21 protein-coding genes are annotated in these 25,508 nt (G+C 66.5%); 9 read left to right on the forward strand and 12 right to left on the reverse strand.

What is annotated here, in order from left to right; all coding sequences use genetic code 11:
* Nucleotides 1-21 precede the first annotated feature (21 nt).
* The 4 genes from QZ951_RS12165 to QZ951_RS12180 all read left to right on the forward strand — a co-directional run bounded on the left by QZ951_RS12165 (nucleotide 22) and on the right by QZ951_RS12180 (nucleotide 3,681).
* Entirely contained in the window at nucleotides 22-648 is a 627-nt protein-coding gene (locus QZ951_RS12165) for a phospholipid-binding protein MlaC (RefSeq protein WP_293000935.1), read from the forward strand.
* Nucleotides 649-653: 5 nt separating this feature from the next.
* Entirely contained in the window at nucleotides 654-920 is a 267-nt protein-coding gene (locus tag QZ951_RS12170) for an STAS domain-containing protein (protein ID WP_293000936.1), read from the forward strand.
* 116 nt (nucleotides 921-1,036) lie between these two features.
* Nucleotides 1,037-1,828: a VacJ family lipoprotein gene (locus QZ951_RS12175; protein WP_293000937.1), complete on the forward strand. Its 792-nt coding sequence runs from the start codon at nucleotides 1,037-1,039 to the stop codon at nucleotides 1,826-1,828.
* Between the two features lie 260 nt (nucleotides 1,829-2,088).
* A complete protein-coding gene (locus QZ951_RS12180; protein ID WP_293000938.1) occupies nucleotides 2,089-3,681 on the forward strand; it encodes a choice-of-anchor tandem repeat GloVer-containing protein in 1,593 nt (530 codons plus the stop codon).
* 84 nt (nucleotides 3,682-3,765) lie between these two features.
* Here the strand turns inward: QZ951_RS12180 and QZ951_RS12185 are convergent, their stop codons facing one another.
* On the reverse strand, nucleotides 3,766-4,917 hold the full coding sequence (locus QZ951_RS12185; protein ID WP_293000939.1) for an oxygenase MpaB family protein: 1,152 nt from the start codon (nucleotides 4,915-4,917) through the stop codon (nucleotides 3,766-3,768).
* A 460-nt stretch (nucleotides 4,918-5,377) separates the two neighbouring features.
* Here QZ951_RS12185 and QZ951_RS12190 point away from each other — a divergent pair, with 460 nt between their 5' ends.
* Entirely contained in the window at nucleotides 5,378-6,169 is a 792-nt protein-coding gene (locus QZ951_RS12190; protein ID WP_293000940.1) for a hypothetical protein, read from the forward strand.
* A 111-nt stretch (nucleotides 6,170-6,280) separates the two neighbouring features.
* Here QZ951_RS12190 and QZ951_RS12195 read toward each other — a convergent pair whose 3' ends face one another.
* Both QZ951_RS12195 and lldD read right to left on the reverse strand, forming a co-directional pair.
* On the reverse strand, nucleotides 6,281-6,976 hold the full coding sequence (locus tag QZ951_RS12195) for a penicillin-insensitive murein endopeptidase (RefSeq protein ID WP_293000941.1): 696 nt from the start codon (nucleotides 6,974-6,976) through the stop codon (nucleotides 6,281-6,283).
* A gap of 33 nt (nucleotides 6,977-7,009) precedes the next feature.
* Nucleotides 7,010-8,161 carry an FMN-dependent L-lactate dehydrogenase LldD gene (gene lldD / locus QZ951_RS12200; protein WP_293000942.1) on the reverse strand — a complete coding sequence of 384 codons (1,152 nt, stop codon included), beginning with the start codon at nucleotides 8,159-8,161 and terminating at the stop codon, nucleotides 7,010-7,012.
* A 544-nt stretch (nucleotides 8,162-8,705) separates the two neighbouring features.
* Here lldD and QZ951_RS12205 point away from each other — a divergent pair.
* On the forward strand, nucleotides 8,706-8,984 hold the full coding sequence (locus QZ951_RS12205; protein ID WP_293000943.1) for a hypothetical protein: 279 nt from the start codon (nucleotides 8,706-8,708) through the stop codon (nucleotides 8,982-8,984).
* A gap of 314 nt (nucleotides 8,985-9,298) precedes the next feature.
* On the opposite strand, the gene QZ951_RS12210 is transcribed toward QZ951_RS12205, so the two are convergent.
* The 6 genes from QZ951_RS12210 to QZ951_RS12235 form a co-directional block, all read right to left on the reverse strand.
* On the reverse strand, nucleotides 9,299-9,697 hold the full coding sequence (locus QZ951_RS12210; protein WP_293000944.1) for a hypothetical protein: 399 nt from the start codon (nucleotides 9,695-9,697) through the stop codon (nucleotides 9,299-9,301).
* A gap of 312 nt (nucleotides 9,698-10,009) precedes the next feature.
* Nucleotides 10,010-11,284, reverse strand: a complete 1,275-nt coding sequence (locus tag QZ951_RS12215; RefSeq protein WP_293000945.1) for a hypothetical protein — start codon at nucleotides 11,282-11,284, stop codon at nucleotides 10,010-10,012.
* Nucleotides 11,285-11,515: 231 nt separating this feature from the next.
* Entirely contained in the window at nucleotides 11,516-15,382 is a 3,867-nt protein-coding gene (purL, locus tag QZ951_RS12220; protein ID WP_366943913.1) for a phosphoribosylformylglycinamidine synthase, read from the reverse strand.
* A 13-nt stretch (nucleotides 15,383-15,395) separates the two neighbouring features.
* Nucleotides 15,396-16,157: an MBL fold metallo-hydrolase gene (locus tag QZ951_RS12225; protein ID WP_293000947.1), complete on the reverse strand. Its 762-nt coding sequence runs from the start codon at nucleotides 16,155-16,157 to the stop codon at nucleotides 15,396-15,398.
* A gap of 24 nt (nucleotides 16,158-16,181) precedes the next feature.
* Entirely contained in the window at nucleotides 16,182-16,514 is a 333-nt protein-coding gene (locus QZ951_RS12230) for a DUF1820 family protein (RefSeq protein WP_293000948.1), read from the reverse strand.
* A 73-nt stretch (nucleotides 16,515-16,587) separates the two neighbouring features.
* Entirely contained in the window at nucleotides 16,588-17,991 is a 1,404-nt protein-coding gene (locus tag QZ951_RS12235; protein WP_293000949.1) for an O-antigen ligase family protein, read from the reverse strand.
* 142 nt (nucleotides 17,992-18,133) lie between these two features.
* Between QZ951_RS12235 and QZ951_RS12240 the strand changes: the two genes are divergently transcribed.
* The 3 genes from QZ951_RS12240 (at nucleotide 18,134) to QZ951_RS12250 (ending at nucleotide 20,419) form a co-directional block, all read left to right on the forward strand.
* On the forward strand, nucleotides 18,134-18,472 hold the full coding sequence (locus tag QZ951_RS12240) for a hypothetical protein (protein ID WP_293000950.1): 339 nt from the start codon (nucleotides 18,134-18,136) through the stop codon (nucleotides 18,470-18,472).
* Entirely contained in the window at nucleotides 18,469-18,684 is a 216-nt protein-coding gene (locus QZ951_RS12245) for a hypothetical protein (protein WP_293000951.1), read from the forward strand. The genes QZ951_RS12240 and QZ951_RS12245 overlap by 4 nt, the downstream gene beginning before the upstream one ends.
* 538 nt (nucleotides 18,685-19,222) lie before the next feature.
* Complete coding sequence (locus QZ951_RS12250; RefSeq protein WP_293000952.1) at nucleotides 19,223-20,419, forward strand: RtcB family protein; 1,197 nt, start codon at nucleotides 19,223-19,225, stop codon at nucleotides 20,417-20,419.
* 99 nt (nucleotides 20,420-20,518) lie between these two features.
* Here QZ951_RS12250 and QZ951_RS12255 read toward each other — a convergent pair whose 3' ends face one another.
* The 3 genes from QZ951_RS12255 to QZ951_RS12265 form a co-directional block, all read right to left on the reverse strand.
* Nucleotides 20,519-22,672 carry a reprolysin-like metallopeptidase gene (locus tag QZ951_RS12255; RefSeq protein ID WP_293000953.1) on the reverse strand — a complete coding sequence of 718 codons (2,154 nt, stop codon included), beginning with the start codon at nucleotides 22,670-22,672 and terminating at the stop codon, nucleotides 20,519-20,521.
* A gap of 77 nt (nucleotides 22,673-22,749) precedes the next feature.
* Nucleotides 22,750-24,354 (reverse strand): amidase family protein, encoded by a 1,605-nt coding sequence (locus QZ951_RS12260; protein WP_293000954.1) that lies wholly within the window; start codon nucleotides 24,352-24,354, stop codon nucleotides 22,750-22,752.
* A 177-nt stretch (nucleotides 24,355-24,531) separates the two neighbouring features.
* The gene (locus QZ951_RS12265) at nucleotides 24,532-25,503 is read right to left on the reverse strand and encodes an aldo/keto reductase (protein WP_293000955.1); all 972 of its coding nucleotides are present in this window, start codon (nucleotides 25,501-25,503) and stop codon (nucleotides 24,532-24,534) included.
* Between the last annotated feature and the right edge of the window lie 5 nt (nucleotides 25,504-25,508).

Genomic DNA, 25,508 nt, shown 5'->3' on the forward strand with positions numbered 1-25,508 from the left:
TCCGAACAAGGAGAGACGCTCATGCTGAAACGATTGTTTGCCCTGCTGGTCCTCGCCGTCGGCGTCAACGCCACGGCCACGGCTGCCACCACGCCGGATCAGGCGCTGCGCGGCACGACCGAGCAGATCCAGAAGCAGATCCAGGCCAACTACAAGGACTATCGCGCCGATCTGAACAAGTTCTACGGCGTGGTCGATCAGGTCGTCGTGCCGCGCTTCGACGTGCCGTACATCGCGCAGCTGGTGCTGGCGACGAACTATGCGGCGGCGACGCCGGATCAGCGCACGCGCTTCGCCAACTCGTTCAAGAACATGCTGGTGCGCGCCTACGCCAACGCCATGCTCGACAACTACGACTCGATCCAGATCGAGTGGCTGCCGGTGCGCCCGTCGGATGACGGCAAGACCGCGCTGGTCAACACCAGCATGAAGTCCGGCAGCGGCAAGGCTTACGCCATCGGCTTCCGCGTTCGCAAGGTGGCGGATGACTGGAAGGTGTTCGACATCGTCGTCGAGAACCTGTCGCTGATCACCAACTTCCGCACGCAGCTCAATGCCGAGATCAAGAAGAACGGCCTCGAGAACGTCATCGTGCGGATGGAAAAGGGCGATTTCGTCGACACCGCGACCAACACCGGCGGCAAGTGACGGCCATGGCAGGCGCCGCCGTGCTCGAAGGCGAGCTGAGCTTTGCCCGCGTGCCGCAGTGGCTGGCGCAGGCGGCGGCGCTGTCGGCGAACGACACGCTCGACTTGAGCCGCGTCACGCGGGCAGACTCCGCGGGGCTGGCGCTGCTGCTGGAACTGACGCGCCGCGCCAAGGCGCGCGGGGCCGTGCTGAAGCTGCAGGGCGCACCGGATCAGGTCATCGATCTGGCGCGCTTCTTCGGTCTGCAGGCGATACTGGGGTTTGATCGCTGACCACGCCGGCCGGCCGGCCCGGACGGGCCCGCGCTTTTCACGAGCCGGGTGCGAACGCGTCGGCACTGCGTTTGGGGGTGGCCATGCCATGGCAACGAGCATTCAGGGAGCGTGACATGAGACTTGTGGGAATTTCGCTGCTGATCGCCACGCTGGCCGTGGCCGGCTGCGCCCATCGCCCCGCCGACGATCCGGCCGACCCGCTGGAGCCGGTCAACCGCGCTGTCTTCAAGTTCAACGAAACCGCCGACAAGTACGCCTTGCGTCCGGTGGCGAAGGTCTACGCCGACATCACGCCCGCACCGGCACGGCAAGGCATCACCAATTTCTTCGACAACCTTCAGGAACCGCGCAACATCGTCAACGCGATCCTGCAGGCCAAGTTCGTGCAGGCCGGCAAGAATCTCGGTCGTCTGCTGCTGAATTCGACGGCCGGTCTCGCCGGCTTCGTCGACGTGGCGACCGAAGTCGGCCTGGAAAAGCATGAGGAAGGCCTCGGCCAGACGCTCGGCTACTGGGGCGTCGGCGAAGGCTGGTATCTGATGCTGCCGCTGCTCGGCCCGAGCACGAACCGCGATCTGGTCGGCTTCGCCGGCGACAGCTTCGTCAATCCGTCGTTCTACCTGCCCGGGCGCTACGACGTGTATTCGATCAGCGCCAACGCGGTGAATCTGGTCAATACCCGCGCCAACTTTCTCGCGGCGGACGGCATCCTGCAGCAGCAGTTCGACCGCTACCTGTTCGTGCGCACGGCCTATCTGCAGCAGCGCTGGAACCTGATCCACGACGGCAATCCGCCGCTCGAGGGCTTCGAACTGCCGCCGGACGAGCCGATCGACGCGCCGACCAGCAACCCGCAGGTGACGCCGCTGGCTCCGGCGAGCGAGCCCGCCGAAGCCCCGAAGTAGGGCATCGCCGTAAGCTAAAAACACCACGGCAATCCGGTTCCGGATCAACACCCGGAACCGCGTCGACCCGGCACAGTGCCGCCGGGTTGCAGGCAGGCGGCGCCATGGTCCGCGCTTCCGGCAGCCTCCCACGCAGCATCCCAGAACAGAAACGCGATGCCGGCGTCCACGCCATTGCGCCTGGACTGGCTGCGGCCATGCGCGCCGCGAACCGCGTGTCCAGCGGCAGGGATCGTCGCCACAATCAACAGGGAGTCGTCATGAACTCGGAACCGGCAAGCGCGCTGCAGAACATCGCCCGCTGCATCCTGACCAGCGCCAGCCTTGCGCTGGCCTGCAGTGCGGCTCAGGCCAGCGATCCGCTCGCCGGCCAGTTGATCCATGCCTTCAATCGCGCCGATCTCGGCACCGATCCGTCCGGCGGCGTGCTGCGCGACAGCGATGGCGCGTACTACGGCGTCACCGAACTCGGCGGCAGCAGCAACCCGCTCTTCGCCGGCACCGGTACCGCGTACCGCATCTCGGCGGCCGGCGCGTTTTCGCTGCTGCACGTCTTCGCGCCGGGCGCGGGCGGCATCTTCCCGTCGTCCAGCCTGATCCGCGGGCCGGATGGCGCGTTCTACGGCGTCACCAGCGGCAGCAATCGCGATGACGACCGCGGCACCGTCTATCGCATCACGGTGAGCGGCCAGACCTCGGTCCTGCAACAGTTTTCCGGCTCCGGCACCGACGGCCGCTTCCCGTCGGAAGCGCTCGTGCTCGGCAGCGACGGCAACTTCTACGGCACCACGCGCTTCGGCGGCGCCGACGATGCCGGCACCGTGTTCCGGCTGACGCCGGCCGGCGGGTTCACCGTGCTGCACGCGTTCGCGGCCGGCAGCGGCATTCCCACCAGCGCGCTGGTGCAGGGTCCGAATGGCAGCTACTACGGCACCACCTTGCTCTTTGGCGGCCAGGCCGGCGGCTCGGTCTTCCGGATCACGCCGGGCGGCAGCCTGAGCACCGTGCATGCGTTCGATCTGCTGACCGGCATCAGCCCGGAATCCGGCCTGACGCTCGGCCGCGATGGCCATTTCTACGGCACCACCAGCAGCGGCGGTCCGCGCGGTGGCGGGGTCGTCTATCAACTGAGCACGGCCGGCGGCTTCCAGATGCTGCACGCGTTCATCGACGACAACCTGCCGAACGTGCAGGACCCGAACGGCACCGCACCGCGCGCGCGCCTGCTCGAAGGCGCGGACAACGCCCTGTACGGCACCACGGTCATCGGCGGCCGCAACCAGCGCGGCGTCGTCTACAAGGTGACGCGCAGCGGCGAGTTCACTGTGCTGCACCATTTCGACAGCCCCATCGGCGCCAATGCCAGCACCGAGCTGACCGCTGCACCGGACGGCACGTACTACGGCACGACGCTGCGTGGCGGCATGTGGAACCGCGGCTCGGTCTATCGCCTGCTGACGAAGTACGGCTTCGATCTCGACAGCACCGCGCCGCCGGCGCCGGCGCCGTCACCCGGCGTGCCGACGATCGGCGCGTTCGTCGATGTCGAAGTGACGCTGACGGAACCGTCGTCGGCCATCGTCTCGGTGCCGTACACCGCCACGACCAGCCGTCGCAGCCTGATTCCGCAGTTCAGCACCACGCCGCTCGATCGCGTGGTGTTCCAGTCGGGCCAGACCCATCAGACGATCCGCGTGCAGACGCGCCTGCCAGCCAATGTCCCGCAATGCGACCGCGACGTCGTGCTGACGCTCGGCACTGCCGCGAACGCCGCGCCGGGCGACGTGATCACGCGCACCGTGGCACTGCGCAGCGAGCGGCCGCTGCCGCCGAACCTGTGCGCCCTGCTGTAACGCCGAGGGCGGCTGCCCCGGCATCGCGATGCCGGGATCGAGGTCGCGCCGACGGTCGCGGACAGCACGCGCGGGCGCTGCCGCTCACGGTGTCCAGTTCACACCCCAAGTCTGGCGCAACTCGGTCGGGATCGAGAACGGCGCCCGCTGCCCCCCGCGGCTGGCGAACAGCAGGCCTTCGATCAGGCGGCGGCTGAACATCGCGCCGAGGTGCTGCAGCACGAACGAGGCATCCTCCGCCTCGTCGAGCAATGGATTGATCAGCTTCAGCGGCCGCAGCACGGCGGTGCCGAGCAGCGTGCGCTTCACGCCGAGCAGATCGGCGTACTCGGCGCCGATGTAGAACCGGACCAGGATTTCCGGCACGCGGTCGAACAGCGTGCCGGGGATGTGGTGCTGCATCATCTCGATCAGCGCGCGGGTCATCAGCCTGCCTTCCGGACAGGCCGCGTACTGTCGCTGCTGGATCGCCCGCGCCATCGCTTCGGCATCGGCGTAGTTCGTCGGCATCATCGTGGCGTCGACACCGAGAATGTGGCCGATCACCTTCCAGCAATGCAGATAGGCCTCGGCATCGGCATCGGAAACGTCGTGTCCCATGCGGCGCAGGCCATCGATGATCGCCCACGAGAACGACAGCATCGTCGCCCCGAGGTCTTCCTGATTGATCGGCGTGCCGAACGTCGGGTCCCACGGGCCGTGCACGGCGATCTGGTGCCGCACGCCGGCATGCATCAGGCGCACCTTCTGGCAACTGCGGATGCCGGCGCCGTTCCTGCCGAGCCCGCCGGGCTGCATCACGTCGACGATCATCTGCGCGGTCTCGATGATCCGCCGCGTCGGATTCGTGTACAGCCGGCTGGTCAGCGCCAGCACCTGCACGCCCTTCCGCGCCGCGTAGCAGAACGGCAGCGAATGGCAGAACAGGTTGACGATCATCTGCGGGCCATGTCGCCAGAACAGCTGCTCGCCGCGCTTGATCTTGCGGCGATCGGCCCAGGCCGGCAGCACCGCGCTCTGATCGAGAAACTGCCGGACCGACGCCGGCAGTCCGTCCGGCGGAATGCCGTCGTTCTCGACCAGCCGCTTCATCAGCTGATTGACCGCCTTGATGCTGCCGCTTGCCGCGAGATCGGCGATCACGGCGTCCGCCTCCGGATCACCGATCAGCCGCTGCGGCTCGAGGGTGGCATCGTCCCAGACATTCGTGACCACCGGCTTCTTCTTCGTCGCCACCGCCATCCCTCCATCATCGTCATGGGCATGAATGCGATGGAAAAATTCTGATGACGCGCGCCGCGCGCGGCAAGGGCGGCAGCGGATGGGATTGATGCTGGTCAGCCGCGCCGTTCCAGTGTGATCGCGTGCCCAGGACGTGTTTCCGTCGTGCTGGGCGAGGAATCAGCGCCTTGCTAATGTCGTGAAAGCGAGCACCGATGCCTGGAATCAGCCCACCGTCAGACAGGATGTCGACCCGATGAAACTCAACGCAACGTTCGCACTGCTCACCGGCGGCCTCGCCGTGATCGCCATCGTTGGCGGCAACGGGCCGCGCAGCGCCGGAACAACGACGACCGTGCAGGACCTTGCTGCGGCAACGTCCGACAGCCGCACGACGACGAAGCTCGCTGCGCCGGGCGGGCCAGCTTCGACCGGTCCCACGGCGGCAGCCGAGACCTCGAGCCCGCAGGTCGACATGAATGCGCTGGTGTTCGAGATTCACGGCGCCGAAAGCCCGGTGTCGTTGCTGATGACCTATCTGCCCGCGGCCCGCAGCGGCGATGCGGTTGCGCAGTATCGGGTAGCGACGATTCTGCAGATGTGTATCTCCAGCAACGACAGCCGGGCAGAAACCGAAAAGCAGCTGCGCGCCCACCTCGACGCGTCGACTGACCCGGATCAGCGTGCCGCCTATCAGAAGGACATCGACCGCTGCTCGCCGATCTGGCGGTCACCGCCCAGCGAAACGGGCGCGCGCGCCGACTGGCTGCGGAAGTCAGCCGAAGCCGGCTTTGCGCCGGCCCTGCTGGAAGCGGCGTCCGACACGGCCATCGAGCAGACGCTCGAACAGCGCAACGCAAAAGTCCGGCAGGCTCTCGAATCCCGCAGTGCGCATGTCGCAGCGGTTGCGGCCACGTCGCTGTACTACGACGAAGTCTCTCCCGACGGCAATTTCTTCGATCGTCTGCCGTATGCGAATGGTGCCGTCATGCGCGGCCTGCTTGCGGGCTGCGCGCTGGGCGACGACTGCTCGATGGCCTCAGTCACGGTGAAGGCCTACTGCCAGCGAACCGCCTGCCCGCCGGCGAAAGACCTGATCGACCTGTTCAGCCGGGAACTGAGCCCTGCCGAATACGACGAAGCGCGAAGGTTTACCGATGTCGTGCTGGCGGACTTTCAAGCGGGCCGCATCAAGGCCGCAGTACAACCACCTGGGGACCTCTATAGGTCGTATCACGTCGAATTCGGACGGGATGCACGCCCGTAACAGCGTCCGCGGAATGCTCGAAAGGCGCAGCGAATTGCGGTCATTTCAGTACCGCTTGAATCCCGAACGGCGTGATGCGTCCATGGCCTTGCCGCCCTGCGCGAGCGGACCCTAGCCCGACAATGGTCGGCACGAAGCAGCGAAGTCGACGTGGTAATGCTCGTCATGGCGAATCCACGGCTCGCCGTTCAGGAACGGGATGTTCGCCTGGATCCAAGCTCCCCGCGTGGTCGCGTACAGGCGTGGCAGGTAAGCCTTTTCGAAGATCACGCGCGAGATGCCGATGCCTTGCGCACTGGCTGCCGCATGCAGCGCATGAAGGTGTGCGGCGATGGCCTCGAAGTCGATGCGCAGGTCCTCGAAACGCGCCGCGGCATCGAACTCGATGCCGTAGCCGAAGGTGTTCGTGACACTGGTCGGGAGCCGTACGGACCGACCCGACTTGTCCATGACCGGCACCATGAAGTCGACGGCCAGCCCGTTCTGATGGGTTCGGTGCGGCTTGATCCGTCCGCCGTGCGCCCACCCGGATTCGCCATAGACGTACTGCTTGTCCGGCGCGGCCTTTTCAAGCGCGCGGTAGGCCGCCCCGATGGTTGCCGCCACCTTGGCATGCACGTACGTGCGGCCCAGCGATACACCGAGCGAACTGTACGGCGTGAAGTTCGGCCCGGCTGCCGGAATCGGTTCCCCGCCCTCCAGCCGACCATGACTCGGCGTGCCGTAGCAGACGCTTTCCGCACGCGCCGCACCACTGCAGATCAGCAACCCGGCGACGCACAGGCACCGCAACCTCGGCAACGTCATCGATGATCCTCCGGATGCGTGATGGGCGGCGGCTCAGGCCAGTGCCTCGACCAGCGCGCTGCGGTCGATGTCGGCGATCCGGGTGACGCCGGTCAGCGCCATCGCCACCCGCATCTCGGCCTCGATCAGCCGCAGCAGATGCTCGACGCCGGCCGCACCGCCGCCACCGAGCGCATAGACCCAGGCCCGGCCCAGCAGCACGCCTTTCGCGCCGAGCGCCAGCATCCGCACCACATCGAGCCCGGAGCGGATGCCGCTGTCGGCCAGCACGGTGAGCGCGTCGCCAACCGCGTCGGCAATCGGCGGCAGCGCCCGCGCCGTCGACGGCACGCCATCGAGCTGCCGGCCGCCGTGGTTCGACACCACGATGCCATCGGCCCCGCAGCGCAGCGCCTCGCGGGCGTCATCGGCATCGAGAATGCCCTTGACGATCAGCGGGCCGCTCCAGTCGGCGCGCAGCAGGTCCAGATCGCGCCAGGTCAGCGAGGGATCGAAGTTGTCGCGGATCCAGCCGAGGAAATCCTCCAGCCCGGTGTTCGGCCCCAGGACAGGCGCGACATTGCCGAGGATGTGCGGCCGCCCCATCAGCCCGACATCCCAGGCCCAGCGCGGCCGCAGGGCCGATTGCCCGAAACGGCGCAGCGCGCCGCGCCAGCCCGGCGCACCGCTCAAGCCCGAGCGCACGTCGCGATAGCGCGAGCCGGGCATCGGCAGATCGACCGTGAACATCAGCGCCGTGCAGCCGGCCTCGCGTGCCTGCGCCAGCAACTCGCGGGTGTAGCCGCGATCGCGGATCGCATAGAGCTGGAACCAGAACGGCGCGCCCGAATCGCGGCGCACTTCGGCAATCGAGCACACCGACAGTGTCGACAAGCAAAACGGAATGCCACGCGCCGCCGCCACCTTCGCGCCGATCACCTCACCACGCCGTGCATACAGCCCGGTCAGCCCGACTGGCGCCAGCGCCACCGGCAAGCTCAGCTTCTGTCCGAACAAGGTGGTCGTCAGATCGAGCGACGACACATCACGCAGCACCCGCTGGCGCAGGCTGATCGCCGCCAGATCGGCGACGTTGCGGGCGAGGGTCGCTTCCGCATACGAGCCGCCGTCGATGTACTCGAACAGGAAATGCGGCAGGTGGCGACGCGCCAGTTCGCGGTAATCGAGGGCGGAAGCGGCTTTCATTGGCGGGGCGTTCGAAAGGATGCCCGTGCAGCTTGCCGCAGCGGGAGCGGGAGCGGGACATGCGCACTCAACGCCACTGCTTCGGTCTCCCCGACTCACTGCTACCGGTCGATCAGCGGGCCGACCGGAGCCACGGCCATCAACAGAATGTAGCGTGCGCTTCCGCCGTACGCGGGCGGACTGAGCGGCGCCTGGCCCACTGCACTCCGTACGGCAACTTGTAGGGCGGGAAAGCGAAGCGCGTCCCGCCGGGTTCGGCATCACCAAACACGATCAGCGGTGTCGTATAACGGTGTGGCAACGGTTGCTGCGGCAGTGCTCATTGCCCAGAAGGCGGGATGCGCCTTCGGCTTTCCCGCCCTACGCGGGCTGGATAGGCTGGTCGGCCCGCATGCGGGGAATCGACAGGGCGCGACCGTTGGGAAAAACATCGAGCCGCAAACCTCGGCGATGCGGGGAACAGACGCTGGCGCAGCATCGGTGCTCATACTGGCCCGCGCCCGTTCGTCAATCGGGCTGCCACCATCCGCCAGAGGGACTGCCAATGACCGCTAGCACCACCATCACCCTTCATCTGCGCGCCTACCGCGAGCGCGCCCTGATGCTGCAACCGGAGCGCCGCGAAGCTGAAGCGGCCTACGACGCGAACATCCACGACTATCTGCGTTTTCTGGCGGACGAGGCGGCCAAGGTCGGCTACACGCTGACCACCGATCACGGCGACAGCATCGAGTACTCGATTCACGCCCCGTCACACGACGAGAAGCAAGCCGCGCACGACTGGCTGGCGACCTTGCCGGATATCTGGAACTGGATTCCTTGAGGGGTTGGGGCTGCCGTTATCAGCTTCCTTGGCCGCTGATTGCCATCAGCGCACGCCTACCCAGTGGGTGTTTGCGCGCCGGGCGCCGAACACACCGGAGTTAGTTGAGCCTGGCCCCTTTAACTCGCAAGCAGCGCGCTCGAATGCGAAGTGCAAAACCTGACTGAAGGTCAGGCACTGCATGACTGCAGAGAAGAAATGCGCAGCGTTTAATAGAGCCTAGCCCCTTTGATTGGTACGCTGGGAATTTGTTGAGCCTAGCCCTTTTGGCTTCCAACCCGCGACATCAAAGCCGCTTGCTCACTTCGTCGGTGCTACGGCACGTACACCAGGTCAATGGAAATCGAATAGCCGTCACCCTGCTCCACAACGTCAACTCGAAGCACCAAGTCGCTTCGGCCCTCCCGTCTGGTCCACAGATCGATGAGTGCGCTCCACTTCGGGCTGTACCAGATGCAAACAGAGGATTCCCAAGTCGCTTCGGGAAGATCGACAAGCTCTGCCCCGTAGGCACGAATGGATCTTCGAATGTGTTCCGCAGTTTGCGCCGTTGGGCGCACGACTCCGGGAATGCCTGCTTCGAGGCCATAGTCTCCGTCTTTCAACGCCGATACGATCTTGACCAGCGTGGCGCGCCAAGCCGTCGGAATGGGCCGCTCGCCTGTATCGTCCTTGACGGCCGGAACTTCGGCAGGATTGATCGATGCGAACATGCAGAACCCCTTGCTTGCGTCGCGTGTAGCTGATTCGGCCCAAGCGGACTAGGTCGTGAACGTAACCCGGAGCGCCAGACAATTCAGGTGACGCAGGGTGGGCAAACCGTTTGCGCCCATGCGGATCGTGCGAATCGAGCTTAGGCGAATCGGTGAGCAGATGACGCCTGCCTACCCTACTTCACTTGAACTTTAACCATAGGATTCCGGATTTCACTGCGCACTATCCGGGCTACGTTTGCTGGAGCGCACAAACCAAGAGCGTGCGCGGGGCGCACGCTCCGGCAATTCGAAGGGCCGCCGCCCTTGCGATCAGGGCAGTGGCAGCAGGCTCGCCAATACGGCGGGCGGCGAAACAGTGCGAATGCTCCAGACCACGACAGCCGAGCCATCATCGTCAATCGCCGCTGCCGCGAAATCCGCATAGTCCGTCGATACCCGCTGGTTGCCGCCAACGCGCGCGCCACGGGCATCCAGGCGCTGCATCGCCACGACAGGCGGAAGGCAGCAGAAGTCGGCTTCGGTCGCGGGCCATGCGATCACCGCCTGTCCGGCAAGATTCATGTCGACGCTGACGCGGCCACCGATGAGCACCAAGTCGCCAGCAGCGACGACGGGCCCCGCTCGATCACGGCTGTCATAGCGGCGCGCCAGCACGTCGTAGCCGCTGAATCCTCCGCCACCGACCGAATGGGATTGTTGCCAGACGACCACCATGCTGCTGCCGTCCTCGGTCATGTCGACATCGGGGTCGTAGGCGCCGGCGTCCGAGCGCGTGTCGACGCGAAAGGCGAGCCCCTGGGGAATGCCGCGGGGGCTCAGCCGACGGGCAAACACCGCATTCGGGCCGATGCCATCGCGCGTGCCCCAGACGACCACTGCATTTCCGGCGCCGTCGCTGGCCACCGCCGGTGCGGACTGCTCGAATACGCCAATCACCGGCACCGGATCCGTGATGCTTGCGGCGATCGTCGCCACACGACCGATCGGCGTGCCTGTCGACGTGAAACGTTGGGCCTTGACGCTGCTGCTCCCTAACTCGATCGCGCCGTACGGAATCAGAATCGGTATCGCGATCTGACGCACGCCACGCCATGCGATCACGAAATCGCCGTCGTCGTCGATCGCAACATCGCTTCCGGTTGACGATTCGTTTCGGAACTCGGCTGCCCGCACGGAGGCCACCAGCTGGCCATCCGGCCGAAAGCTGCGTGCATTGACGCCCTCCGAGCCGTTCTCATCCGACCCTTCCCAGGTGACCACAAAATCACCGCGGCGATTTACCGCGATTCGAAGCGACGTTGCAGATCGTCCGTCGGATGGCTTGAGCAGGAGCGGCGCACCCGCCGGGGTGCCATCGGCCAGAAATCGCCGCGCCGTGATCGCGCCGGCGAAACCGCGCCACGCGCTGACGAAGCCGCCATCGGCGCGTCGCCCGACCACCGCCTCCAGCGCCGTCTCGGACGGATCACTGAGCCTGAACGAAGACGACGTGGCGTCCGCGGTACCGGCAGCAGCGGTCACCAGAGTCGCGACTGCCAGGCGGCAGATGGCAGCGATTTTCTTGACGCGAGGCGCTGCAGACATGGCATGGGTCCGAGAGGGTGGAGGCCCGAACGTTAGCGAACCGCCTTATTCGTCGGTATCCGCCGTTCGAATGATCATTGCTGCCCGATCAGGGCCGTTCGATCGCAAACCCGCACGACGCGCGAGGATGCAATCGCAACGCGCAACCGCCTCGATCCCTTCGAAACTTCGAAATTTGACGACGCGGCGGCGTCCGGAAAACGCAGCATCAAATCACGTGTGGTACTGGCCTTACTTCGCAAACGCCCGCGCGTTCTGGAACATCCGGAACCACGGCGTCTTGCCGTCCCAGGCCTTGGGCCAGAACGACCCAGAAACTCCGGCAATCGTCCGCTCCGGATGCGGCATCAGGATGGTCACGCGGCCATCGGCGTTGGTGACCGATGCGATGCCCGCCGGCGAGCCGTTCGGGTTCGCCGGATAGCGGGTCGCGACCCGGCCGCGGTTGTCGATGTAGCGCATCGCCACCCCACCCGCCGCTTCCAGTACGACCTGATCAGCCGCGTTGCCGAACTCGGCTCGACCTTCGCCATGGGCGACGGCGATCGGCATCCGCGTGCCGGCCATGCCCTGGAAGAACATCGACTTGCTGTCCGTCAGCTCGACCATGCTCCAGCGCGCTTCGAACTGCTCGCTGCGGTTGCGGCGGAACGCCGGCCAGGCTTCGGCACCGGGGACGATGCCCTTCAGCGCGGCCATCATCTGGCAGCCGTTGCAGACGCCGAGCGCGAAGCGGTCGTCCTTGGCGAGGAAACCTTCGAAGGTGTCGCGGGCACGCGCGTTGAACAGGATCGAGCGCGCCCAGCCCAAGCCGGCACCGAGTACGTCGCCGTAGCTGAAGCCACCTGCAGCGGCGAAGCCGGCGAAGTCCGCCAGCTGCACGCGGCCTTCGAGGATGTCGCTCATGTGGACGTCGACGGCGTCGAAGCCAGCGGCGTGGAAGCCGTAGGCCATCTCGACCTGGCCGTTGACCCCCTGCTCGCGCAGCACGGCGACCTTGGGACGCTTGCCGATGTGCGCGGCAGCGACCGGGGCCGACGGATCGAAGGTCAGCTTCACGGTGATGCCCGGATCGGCCATGTCGCCGGCGCTGTCGAACTCTTCGCGCGTGCAGTCCGGGTTGTCGCGCAAGCTCGCGATGCGGTGGCTGGTTTCGGCCCAGTTGCGGTACAGCGTCTGGACTTCGTCGCTGAACACGGTCTTGGCACCAAAGGTGATCGTGATCTTTTCATCCGCACTCGATTCGCCAATCAGCCCGGCGTGCAGGCCGGCGGCGCGAGCGCTGGCGACAGCGGCATCGACATCAGCCGCACGCAGTTGGACAACGAAGCCGAGTTCCTCGTTGAACAGGGCGGCGACCGGATCGGGGCCGAGCGCGTCGAGCGCGACATCGATACCGCTTCGGCCGGCGAAGGCCATCTCGCAGAGGGTGACGAACAGGCCGCCGTCGGAGCGGTCGTGATACGCCAGCAGCTTGCCCGCCGCGTTCATCGCTTGCAGCCAGCCGAAGGCCGCCTTGAGGCGCGCCGGATCGTCGAGATCCGGTGCGGTGTCACCAACCGCACCGAACACCTGCGCCAGCGCCGAGCCGCCAAGGCGGTTCTTGCCGGCGCCGAGGTCGACCAGCATCAGGCGGCTGGCGGCTTCGGCCTTGAGCTGCGGCGTCAGGGTCTTGCGCACGTCGGCGACCGGTGCGAACGCGGTGATCACCAGGCTCAGCGGCGAGGTCTGCACCTTGGTCTCGCCGTCCTGCTGCCAGACCGACTTCATCGACAGCGAATCCTTGCCGACCGGAATCGCGATCCCGAGTGCCGGGCACAGCTCGCGGCCGATCGCTTCCACCGCATCGAACAGGCGCGCGTCCTCGTCACCCTGCCCGCAGGCGGCCATCCAGTTCGCCGACAGGCGGATGTCCGACAGCTTCGTGATGTTCGCGGCGGCGATGTTCAGCACCGACTCGGCGACCGCCATGCGGCCGCTGGCGGCAGCGTTCAGCAGCGCGATCGTCGGGCGCTCGCCCATCGCCATCGCTTCGCCGGTCGTCGCTTCGAAGCCGGTCGCGGTGACCGCGACATCGGCGACCGGCGTCTGCCAGGGGCCGACCATCTGGTCGCGCACGGTGAGGCCGCCGACGGTGCGATCGCCGATGGTGATCAGGAACTGCTTGGAGGCGACCGTCGGCAGCTTCAGCACGCGCTCGGCGGCCGACTTGATGAAGGCTTTCTGTGCCGCATCGCCGGCTGGCGGATAGGTCAACGGCGCAACGACTGGGCCGCGACGCGTGGTGCTGCGCTGCATCTTCGGTGGCTTGCCGAGCAGCACCGGCATCGGCATGTCGACCGGCCGATTGCCGTCGAGCGTGTCTTCGACGATCAGCTGCTGCTCGACGGTCGCGGTGCCGACCACGGCAAACGGGCAGCGCTCGCGTTCGCACATCGCCGCGAGTACGGCGACCGATTCCGGGGCGATCGCGAGCACGTAGCGCTCCTGCGATTCGTTGCACCAGATTTCCATCGGACTCAAGGCGGCATCGGCACTGAGCACGTCACGCAGCTTGAAATGGCCGCCACGGTCGTCGGCATGCACCAGTTCCGGCAGCGCATTGGAAATGCCGCCGGCGCCGACATCGTGGATCGACAGGATCGGGTTGGCTTCGCCCAGCGCCCAGCACTGGTCGACCACTTCCTGGCAGCGGCGCTCCAGTTCCGGGTTGGCGCGCTGCACCGACGCGAAGTCCAGTTCTGCACTCGACGCGCCGGTGGCCATCGACGACGCGGCACCGCCGCCGAGGCCGATCAGCATAGCCGGGCCGCCGAGGACGATGAGCTTGGCACCTTCGACCACGGCGAGCTTCTCGACATGCTGGCCGCGGATGTTGCCGTAGCCGCCCGCGATCATGATCGGCTTGTGATAGCCGCGCATGCTGCCGTCCGGCAGCAACTGCTCGTAGGTGCGGAAGTAGCCGTTGAGCACCGGGCGGCCGAATTCGTTGCTGTAGCTCGCGGCACCGATCGGGCCGTCGAGCATGATCTGCAGCGCGCTGGCGATGCGGGCCGGCTTGCCCAAATCCTGCTCCCAGGGCTGCACGAAGCCGGGAATCCGCAGGTTCGACACCGTGAAGCCGGACAGGCCAGCCTTGGGTCGGCCGCCGCGGCCGGTGGCCGCTTCGTCGCGGATTTCGCCGCCGGAGCCGGTGGCGGCACCGGGCGCTGGCGAGATGCCGGTCGGATGGTTGTGCGTCTCGACCTTCATCAGGATGTGCACCGGCTCGCGGTGCTCGCGCCACTGGCGGTCGGCTTCCGGGAAGAAGCGCATCGCCTCATGGCCTTCGATCACCGAGGCGTTGTCCTTGTAGGCGGACAGCACACCTTCGGGCGAGGCCTTGTAGGTCAGCTTGATCATGCCGAACAGCGAGTCCGGCTGGACCGCGCCATCGACGGTGAACTCGGCGTTGAAGATCTTGTGCCGGCAGTGCTCGCTGTTGACCTGCGCGAACATCATCAGCTCGGCGTCGGTGGGGTTCTTGGCCGCTCCCGTGTAGTGCGCGACGAGGTAGTCGATCTCGTCGGCGGACAGCGCCAGACCCCAGTCGCGGTTGGCATTGACCAGCGCCTCGCGGCCACCGGCCAGTACGTCGACGGTGCGCAAGCTGCGCCGAGTACCCGTTGCGAACACGTGCTGCAAGTCGGCGGACGCCGTCAGCACCGATTCGGTCATCGGATCGTGCAGGTCGGCGAGTGCTGCGGCCGGAAGCGCCTTCACGCCATCGAGCCCAGAAAGCAAATAGAGGCGGCCGCGTTCGACCCGCTTGACGCCATTCAGCCCGCAGACCTTGGCGATGTCGGTCGCCTTGCTCGACCAAGGGCTCAAGGTGCCGATGCGCGGCACGACGTAGAGCATCGCGTCGGCAGTCGGGAGCTCGGCCGTCGTGGCATCCAGCAGCTTGCACAAGGCGGCCGAGTCGACTTCATCCGCATCGACCATGAAGAACTCGACAGCCCGCAAGCCGGTGACGCCCGGCGCATGGGCCGCAAGGCTTGCGCGCAGGCGCTCGATGCGAAAAGGCGACAGGGCGGTGCCGCCGGACAGGATGTGCAGGCTCATCGTTTTCTCAGTTGACGTGACGCCAGTCGAGACCGGCATCCTGGTGGGCGCAGACCAGCCAGTCGGGCTGCGCGCCGAGCACTTCGGACGCCGCGGCGAGCGCGTGTTCCGGGGTGTTGTTGGTTTCGGACAGATGGGTCAGCACCAGGTGCTGAAGCCGCGAAATGTCGAGGCTGCCGAGCAGCTCGGCGGCCTGGGCATTGCTCAGATGACCCTTGTTGCCAGCCACGCGCTGCTTCAGGAACGACGGATACGGCCCGTTCATCAGCATCGCGCGGTCGTGGTTGAACTCCAGCAGCAGCGCGTCGATGCCGCTCAGCACTTCGCGCATGTACGGCGTGACGCTGCCGGCATCGGTCAGCACGCCGACCCGCTTGCAGGCGAAGCCGAACACGTACTGGCAGGGCTCGCGAGCGTCATGCGGCACCGGGTACGGCATCACGTCGAGATCGCCGATGGTCAAGTGCCGGTGCGGCGTCAAAGTGCGTACCCACTCGTCCGGGGCGGCCTTCCAGGCGGCGCGGGTACCGGCGGTCAGCCAGACCGGCAACTGGTTGCGACGCGCCAGCTTGGCCACGCCGCCGATGTGGTCGCCATGCTCGTGGGTGACGACGATCGCGGTCAGGTCCGACGCCTTGAGGCCCAGCCGGGCCAGACGGGCATCGACCTCGACCAGCGGCAGGCCGCAGTCGAGCAGCACGCGGGTGCTGCCGGCCTCGACGACCAGCGCGTTGCCGCGGCTGCCGGACCCGAGATACGCGAAGCGCATCAGCGGGCGCCGGGGATGAGCGGATCAGGGCTTATGGTCGCCACCCGGCGTGAACACGGGGAACGGCATGACCTTGCCGGACTCGCCGCCGGCCATGATCCGCGCGGCGCCGGCCTTGTCGACCTGATCGATGCGGACGATGGCGTGCACCGGCACGAAGGTCCGGACGACGTTGGCGAACTCGGCCTTCAGCTTTTCCTCGCCCGGATCGACGAGAATCGACGTGCGTTCGCCGAAGACCAGTTTTTCGATCTCGACGAAACCCATCATCGAGCCGTGGCTGACCGAGCGGGCGTAGATCTCGTAAACGCTGCCCTGATTCAGGAAGGTGACGCGATACAGGCGCGGGGTACTCATGCTTCGGACGGGGCGGGAGCCAGTGCGGTCGGGCTGCGACCGCGCGGATTTTCCCACACATCCGGCCGTTCGATCAGCCTCGCGGGCGCCAGTGCAGCGGCGACGGCGAGACGATCGGCGATCCGGCCGCCGAAAAACGCCCGCTGCCGTCGTTCGGCGTGTCGCTGTAGACCGCCCGCAGCTTGTGGTCGAGCAGCGCGCGGCCCAGCGCCACGGTTGCGAACATCATGATCACGAACTCGAAGCTGGCGTACTGGAACCAGATGCTCTGCGACAGGTTGGTCATCGTCTGCATGAAGAACAGCGCCAGATAGAGCGCGCCTTGCGGACGGTCCATCTTCAGCAAGGTCAGCGACTGCTTGACCAGCACGAACAGATAGCCTGCCAGGATCGCCCCTCCGATGTAGCCCAGATCGTTGATCACTTCCAGGTAGCCGTTGTGCGACTGGCCAGGATAGAAGTACATCAGCGCGTAGAACTCGAACGACGGCGACCACGGGTAGTTCACGCCCAGCCAATACGCGCCGTAGCCGGTACCGAGCATCGGCGCGAACTTCACGTGCTCGCGGATGATGTCCCAGATCACGCTGCGGTTGGAAAAGGTCAGGTCCTTGCCGGTGACCATGACGATCGGCTGCAGCAGCACTTCCAAGCCGGGCACGATGCGCAGCACCGCGGTTGAAAAGACCAGCACCAGCAGGGCGAAGATGGTCACGATCAACGGCATGTAGCGCTTCAGATTCGGCGGCGAGCGCAGCAGCAGCGTCAGGAACACCACGCCGAACACGCTGGACAGCAGCGACGTCGAGCTCTTCGACAGGATCAGGCACAGCCCGGAAATGAAGAAGCCGATCAGCACGCTGCGGCCGGAGCGCTCCTTCGTCAGGTGCGAGTGATACCAGAGGATCACGCCGAACGCCGCCACCTGACCGAACGAGTTTTTCTGCAACGTCAGCCCTTTCCAGGCGCCACTGAGCGAGATCGTGTCGCCCACTTCGGTCACCAGACTGCGATTGACCATGCCGAGCAGCAGCGACCCGATCAGGATGGCCGTGATGATCGGGATCATCAGGTCCTGAAACTTCGTTCGCTCCCAGCTGACGAGGCCGAATGCCACGCAGACGGCAAACAGCGAGATCAGGCTGATCATGCGGTTGATGGTGAAGCTCGGCTCGATCGACCACGCCACGCTCATGCCGGCAAAGACCACGAAACCGGTCAGGAACGGATTGATGGTGCGCAGCAGCAGCCAGGTCAGCCCCGAGCGCCAGACGATCAGCAGGATCGATGCGCCGAGCAGGCCCATCTTGATCGGCCGGAGCAGGCCCGTCGTCTGACCCAGCAGTTCGTCGAAGGCGACGATCATGTAGAACAGCTGCAGCCACACCATCCACGTCAGCACCACCCTGAAGCGGTAATCCGACACCCAGACGGGAGAGGACGCGGGCAGATTGGTTTGGTACGGGCGATCCAGCATGTCAGGGAGAACTCGCAGTGGGACCTCGTCCGGCAGACATCGCCATTTCGGCACCGGACGGCTTCGATGATACCGCCGCCACTCTGCCGCCCGTGCGATTACACCGTGAAGCCTGCCGCCAGCGGTCACCGCTTCCCGCTCGATGGCAGTTGCCGAACCTGCCCATGCACCGCCGAATGCGGCCGGTGCTGCGCTGCCGGGTGTCGACATGGCATCACCACCGCATATCGCGTGCCGGAAGGCCGACACCGCGCTCGATCGGCAGCGCCCGCAGGCCGCGGCGGACGAACCAGCAAGTCGGCAGCCAAGCAGCCAAACAGCGTCTGTCGGGACGCCGGGACAGAGTAATGCGCACGAGATTCCACTTTTTCGAAAATATTGCTTGCAATTCGTGAAAGTGGAAGCGTACGATTCCAATATTGGAGTCATCGTGCATCTGCACTTGTCGACTCCCCCCAACGAGCCTTCGCCGCTTCCATGACCGCTGCCATGCACTTCCCGCTGCTCGCCACGACCACGCCCAACGGCGCGGTGCGTCTGCGCGCGGCCGCGGGTTTGCGGGAGCAGAACCAGGGCGCGGGACGGGATCGGGGCCTGGGGCGGCGTGCGTACTCGAAGCGCAATCGCCTCAATCCGCCGCTGAATCGGCTGCCCGTCTGGTTTTTCATCAATTTTTTCAAACACATAGACTGATTTTCCGCAGCCCGGAGATCGGTCACCCCGATCTCCCCTGGCGCCACGAACGCCCCCGGGAGTCCAGCTTCCGGGGGCGTTTTCGTTTAGGCGTTCGTCAGGCAGGAAGCAGAACCAGTCCATCAGCCGCGGGCATGTCCCGCACTCCGAACATCGACTCACCTGGCACGACGCCCGATCGGACTTCGATCGGAATGGAGTCCAGTCGAGTCCTTTGCGCTCGCGATTCATATCGTGATAGCGGACCGTCATGGCCGCCGTCGCAATGGAGTCCTGCGTCCGGAATGTACTCGCAAGTCTCCATTCCGGACCCGATGCGGGCGCTATGACCATCACATGCGACAGGCCGTGTTCCGCGGCCTTGGCAGCACCCATTTCCGCAAGGGCGGAAATCCGCAGGCCGGGCTTCCGGCCTGCGGACGGGCGGCGGCGCAGGCAGGACCCTCCCTGGCCCTGCGCGCATCTCGCCCGGAACACCGACCATACGACTTCAAATTCATCAGACGACCGCAAAGACCGCGACAACAGGCAGGAACTCATGACCATCAAGCAGACCCTTACCGCCGGCGCCGTGCCGGTGAAAATCTGGACCGACGACATCGACGACAAGTCGAAGGCGCAGCTGGCGAACATCGCTCGCCTGCCATTCATCCATCACCACGTGGCCGCGATGCCCGACGTGCATGTCGGCATCGGCGCCACCGTCGGCGCGGTGATCGCCACGCGTCAAGCGATCATTCCGGCGGCAGTCGGCGTCGACATCGGCTGCGGCATGTGCGCTGCGCGCACCAGCCTGACCGCGAACGATCTCGATGCCGGCACCCTGAAGAAAGTCTTCGACCAGATCTCGCGCGACGTCCCGGTCGGCCGCTTCCAGCATCGCGAAGGCCGCGCGCCGGTGGCGGCGGCGCTGCCGTTCGAGGCCGGCCTGACGAAGATCACCGCGAAGCACCCGAAGCTGGCGGCGAAGGGCCAGAAGGCCAGCGACTGGGTGCATCAGCTCGGCTCGCTCGGTGGCGGCAACCACTTCATCGAGGTCTGCCTCGACGAGGCCGATCGTGTCTGGGTGATGCTGCATTCCGGCTCGCGCGGCATCGGCAACAAGATTGGCAGCTACTTCATCGAGCAGGCGCGCGAGGAGGCGCTGAAGTTCGATCGCCAGCTGCCGGATCGCGATCTGGCGTGGTTCGACGAAGGCAGCGACAGCTTCGCCGACTACACCGAAGCCGTTTCGTGGGCACAGGACTACGCCCGCGAGAACCGCGCGCAGATGATGACAGCGGTGCTTGGCTCGATGCAGCGTCACCTGCGCCCGTTCGAGGTGACCGAGGAAGCAGTGAACTGCCATCACAACTACGTCGAGCGCGAAACGCACTTCGGCGAAGACGTGTGGGTGACCCGCAAGGGCGCGATCCGCGCGAAGGCAACCGATCTCGGCATCATCCCGGGCAGCATGGGTGCAAAGAGCTTCATCGTGCGCGGCACCGGCAACGCCGACAGCTTTCACTCGTGCTCGCACGGAGCCGGCCGCCGCATGAGCCGCACCGAGGCCGGCAAGCACTTCACCACGGCCGATCTCGAAGTGCAGACCGAAGGCGTGGTCTGCCGCAAGGATCGCGATGTCGTCGACGAGATTCCGGGTGCCTACAAGGACATCGACTCGGTGATGGCGAACCAGACCGATCTGGTCGAAGTGCTGCACACCTTGAAGCAGGTGGTCTGCGTCAAGGGCTGAACGCGCTGGCTGGCCAGCGCCTAGGCGATCAACGGCCTGACCAGCCGGGCGGCACAGGCGCCGCGCTTCGGGATTCCGGAGCGCGGCTTTCTGGTGTCATCAGGCGTCGCCGCGGCGACGGCGACGCAGCCCGGCCAGCAGTGACAGCCCGGCCAGCAACAGTGGCGCCGACGCGCCACCGCCACCTCCACCGACGGGCGATGCATCCTCGACGCCGCCACTGCCGCGCGGCGCGACACTCGACGCAGTCACGGTGATCGTGGCCGGCGCGACATTGAAGAAGACATTGTTGCTGCACTTCACGCGCAGCCGCAGCCCCGTGGTCACGACATTCGGCAGCGGCACCGTCTCGCGGCCATCATTGCCGGTGGCGCTGCGCAGGCGAATCCAGGTGCTGCCCTGATTGGTCGTGCCTTCGATGTCGACTGCGCCGCAGGCCACCGGTGCGACATCGGTGCCGGCAACGTTCCACGCGACATCGATCGGCGAGCCGGCAATGCCGGTGGCGTTCGTGGCCGGTGCCGTGACGACGAACGGCCCGGCGGTGTCGACGACATTGAACGAAAGCGCGGCACTGGCCACGCCGCCGGCGGATGGCGCGACGCGGTAGTCGCGCACGGTCAGCCGGAAGTTCAGCGACCGCGAGACGGCCGGCAGCAGTTCGCCCAGCGTGTGCACGCCGCCGAACAGGTCCGAAGCCTGCGGGAACAGTCGCGTCGGCGTCGCAGCGGGCACAAAGGTACGGAACAGTGGCGCGCTGGCATCCGGGGCATCCGGCGCGCCACCGGCGCCGAGATCGAACTGCTCCCACAGATAGCGCAGCGCGTCGCCGTCGGGATCGCGGGCGGAGCCGGTCAGCTCGAACGGCGTCGACCGCGGGATCGTGAAGCCGCCGGCCGGCACCGTGACCACCGGCGCGCGATTGGTCGTGGCACTCGCCGCGCCACAACTGCTGCCGGTGTCGTTCGTGGTGTAGGCCACGATCTCGTCGAAGCTGACGCCATGGAAGATGTCGTCGCTGTTCGACTGGATGTCGTCATCGGCGCAGATGCCGGCATAGGCCATGATCGTGGTGCCGCTGCCCGGCTCGTACGCGGTGTCGCCATTGCGATTGCCGCCGGCGCAGTTGCCCGCCTGACTGTTGAACGTGTGGTTGGCTCCGAACTGATGGCCCATTTCGTGGGCGACGAAATCGACATAGAAACCATCACCGACCGGCTCCGGCAGGCCGGTCACGCCCTGCCCCTTGACGCCGGCGCCGCAGACCACGCCGAGCCCGGCGATGCCGCCACCGCCCGTGGTCACGACATGGCCGATGTCATAGGCATCGGCGCCGATGCGGCGATTGATCACGCCGGTGTTGACGGCCAGGCTCAGCGTGCCCTGCCGGTCGGCGTACGGATCAAGCAGCGGGCTGGTGAAGATGATCTCGTCCTCGTTCGGCACCAGCTGCAGGCGAATGCCGAGGTCCCGCTCGTAGATGCCGCTGACGCGGTTGGTCACGTTGACCAGCTCGGCCAGCACGATGCCGCGGTCCGGCTGGTCGGTGAGCACGCTCGGCGGGTCCTGATAGCGCGAGTACTCGCCATTGGCTGCCAGCGCCAGCCGGTAGGTGCGCAGCGTGCCGGCGCGGCTGCTGCCGGCGACCTGCGTGCCGATGCGAGCGCCGGTTCCGGTTGCGGCGGCACCGCGCATGACGGTATCCGGTGCCAGCCGGCGATTCGGCAGATCGCGCCGGAAATAGCTGCGGTATTGCGTGCTGTCGGTCCGGCTCACCGGGTCGATGTAGGCGGTGCCGAGTGCCGACTGCACCATGCCGCGGAAGCCGCGCGGGCCGATGCTGAAGCGGCCGCTGATCGCGGGATCGCTGACCGCCGTGCCAACGTAGGTGCGAATGCCCGGATAGCGTGCTGCCAGTTCGGGATGCATGACGGCAGATTCGCGCACGGTGAACTCGAGGCTGCTGCCATCCGGCATCGGTACGGAAATGACCGTGGTCGACGGCGTGCTGCTGTCGGCGGCCGGTGCGCCGCGCAAGCGGCTACGGAGGGCTTCGAGGTCCAGCGTCAGCAGGCGTGCAGCACGCGGCGTGGTGACGGCCGACGCGACCGGCGGCGTGATCGCCGGCAGCGCCACGGCGGGCTGGGCGGCATCAGTCCAGTAGGCGGCGGCAGGGCCGGACCAAGAAGCCGACAGACCCGCGGCGAGGGCAAGGCTGCGCAGGGCGCGGGAACGGCGGGTCAGCTCGAACATCGGGGAAGGATCCGGTTCAGGAAAAGGACAGGGAATGGAAGCACCATCGGTGCCTCGCAGGCATTGATGGCCGTTGGTCAGCGCGCGCCAATCGCCGTGCAGTAGTCGCGCAGCGCGGGATTCAGCGTGGTCGGCGGCGTCCGCTTGTGGCTGGCCTGCTCGTAGGCATAGGCGTAGGCCAGCAGCGCCTGTTCGGTGAACGGCCGACCCGCGAACGACAGGCCCTGCGGCGCCTGCCCGACATAGCCCATCGGCACCGTCACGTTCGGATAGCCGGAAGCGGCCGTGACGCCGACGTTGCCGTAATTCGGCGACACGATGGCATCGAGCTGCTGGCGCCGGAACATCGTGTCGAGCGCGATCTCGGAACTGCGGATCGCTGCGGCCCGGCTGGCGAGATAGACCGGATCGAATGGCAGCCCGGTCTGGAGATTCGAGGCCACGAGCAGGTCCTGCCCGTACTGCACGCGATCCCGATTGCGGCTGTTGAACTGGATGATCTGGGTCAGGTTCGCGACCGGCAGGCCGGTGCCGGCCTCGGTCGCCAGATAGCGGTTCAGATACCACTTGAACTCGGTTGTGATCGCGGCGATTTCCGCCGTCGACCCGTTTTCGAGCAGCGAGGCGTTGAACGGCACGATCTCCGCCCCCTGCGCGCGCAGCACGGCCAGCGCCTCGCCGAACAGCCCGGTATCGGTCAGTTCGCTGTTGCGCACGCCGAGCCGCACGCCGCGCAGCGCGGTGGTCGACAGCGCGCCGAGATAATCCGGCACCACCCCGCCGAGTGCCGCCTGAAAGCGCGGGCTGGCGTCATCAGTCGGATCGAGCCCGGCGACGACGCCGAGCAGCGCGGCGGCATCGGTCACCGTGCGAGCCATCGGCCCGGCCGTATCGAAGCTGTGTGCCAGCGGAATGATGCCGCTGCGGCTGACCAGGCCCACCGTCGGCTTGACGCCGACGAGGCTGTGCACGGTCGCCGGGCTGATGATCGAGCCCGAGGTTTCGGTGCCGATCGCGACCGTCGCGAACGCCATCGTCGTCGCGACGCCGCTGCCGGTGGAACTGCCGAGCGGATCGGCCGCATGGTCGTATGCCGCGATCACCTGCCCGCCCAGCGACGAGTAGCCGTTCGGCATGTTCAGCGACACCCAGTTCGCGAACTCGCTGAGATTGGTCTTGCCGAGCACAATCGCGCCGCTGGCGCGCAGCCGCTGCGTGATCGTCGCTTCCTGCTTTGGAATGTTGTTCGCCAGCGCGATGGAGCCGGCCGTGGTCGGCAGGTCGGTGGTGCCGACGTTGTCCTTCAGCAGCACCGGCAGGCCATCGAGCGGGCTCAGACGCTGGCCACGGGCGCGGCGGGCATCGGCCGCACGGGCCGCTTCGAGCGCCGTCGGCGCCAGCGCCCGGATCGCGTTCAGCGCCGGGCCCCGGCGGTCGAAGGCCTCGATCCGCGCCAGCGACTGCTGCACCAGCGCCTCGCTGCTGATGACGCCGGAACTCAGCGCCGCCTGCAGCTCGGTGACGGTGGCGGTCTGCAAGTCGACCGGGCCGACGCGCCCGCCGCAGCTCACCGCCTGCGCCGTCGCCTCCGGTGATGCCGACGACACCGCAAGCGCCAGCAGCAGCGCGCGGGTCCAGCGGGAACGTCGGGGCGACGCGGACGGCGGAATCGATGTCGACATGGCGGAAGGCTCCAAAAGGTTGCGAACGCGAACGCAACGAGCCTGCCAAGTCTTGAACGGATTGTCAGTTCCGGTTGATCGACCCTGCAAAAGCCAGCCTCTGCTGACGATCAGGCATCGACCGTCACCGAATCCAAGGATCGTTCTGCCGTACTGTTCTGGCGAACGCGCGGCCGATCACGCCGCAAACGCCGCCGTCGCCGATTCGATCCGCGCCTTGATCGCCGGCGTGATCCGCGCCGCCACGTCGGCTGCTTTCAGGTTTTCGATGATCTGCGACGGCCGGCTGGCACCCGTGATCACCGTCGACACCTGCGGATTCGTCAGGCACCAGGCCAGTGCCAGCTGCGCCGGGGTGCAGCCGAGTTCGTCGGCGATCGGACCGAGCTGCGCAACGGAGGCGAGCTTGGCCGGATCGCGCACCTGCTCTTCGAGCCAGCTGTAGCCCTTGACCTTCGCGCGCGAATCGGTCGGCACGCCGTCACGGTACTTGCCGGTCAGCAACCCCGAAGCCAGCGGACTCCACGTGGTCAGGCCGAGGCCGAACGCGTCATAGAGCGGTGCGTATTCCTGCTCGACCCGCGTGCGATGGAACAGGTTGTACTGCGGCTGTTCCATCACCGGCGTGTGCAGATGGAAGCGGCGCGCGAAATCATGCGCGGCCTGAATCGACTGCGCCGGCCACTCGCTGGTGCCCCAGTACAGCGCCTGCCCGCGCTCGATCATGTCGTGCATGGCCCAGACCGTTTCCTCGATCGGCGTCTCCGGGTCCGGGCGGTGGCAGAACACCAGATCGACATACTCCAGCTGCAGACGCTTGAGCGAGCCCTCGATCGCCTGCCGCAGATACTTGCGGTTCAGCGTGTTCTTCGCATTCGGGCTCTCGGTGATGCCCCAGAAGAACTTGGTAGAGATCACGTAATCGAGCCGTGGCCATTTCAGCGCCTTGATCGCAGCACCCATGATCGTTTCGCTGTCGCCGCGGGCGTAGACCTCGGCGTTGTCGAAGAAATTGACGCCGCCATCCTTCGCCGCCGCGAGGCACTCGCGGCCCAGCTTCTCGTCGACCTGCGTGCCGAAGGTCACCCACGAGCCCAGCGACAGCTCGGACACTTTCAGGCCGGAGCGGCCCAGACGGCGGTAGTTCATCGGTC

It is taken from the genome of Nevskia sp. (assembly GCF_021732705.1).
GTDB lineage: Bacteria > Pseudomonadota > Gammaproteobacteria > Nevskiales > Nevskiaceae > Nevskia.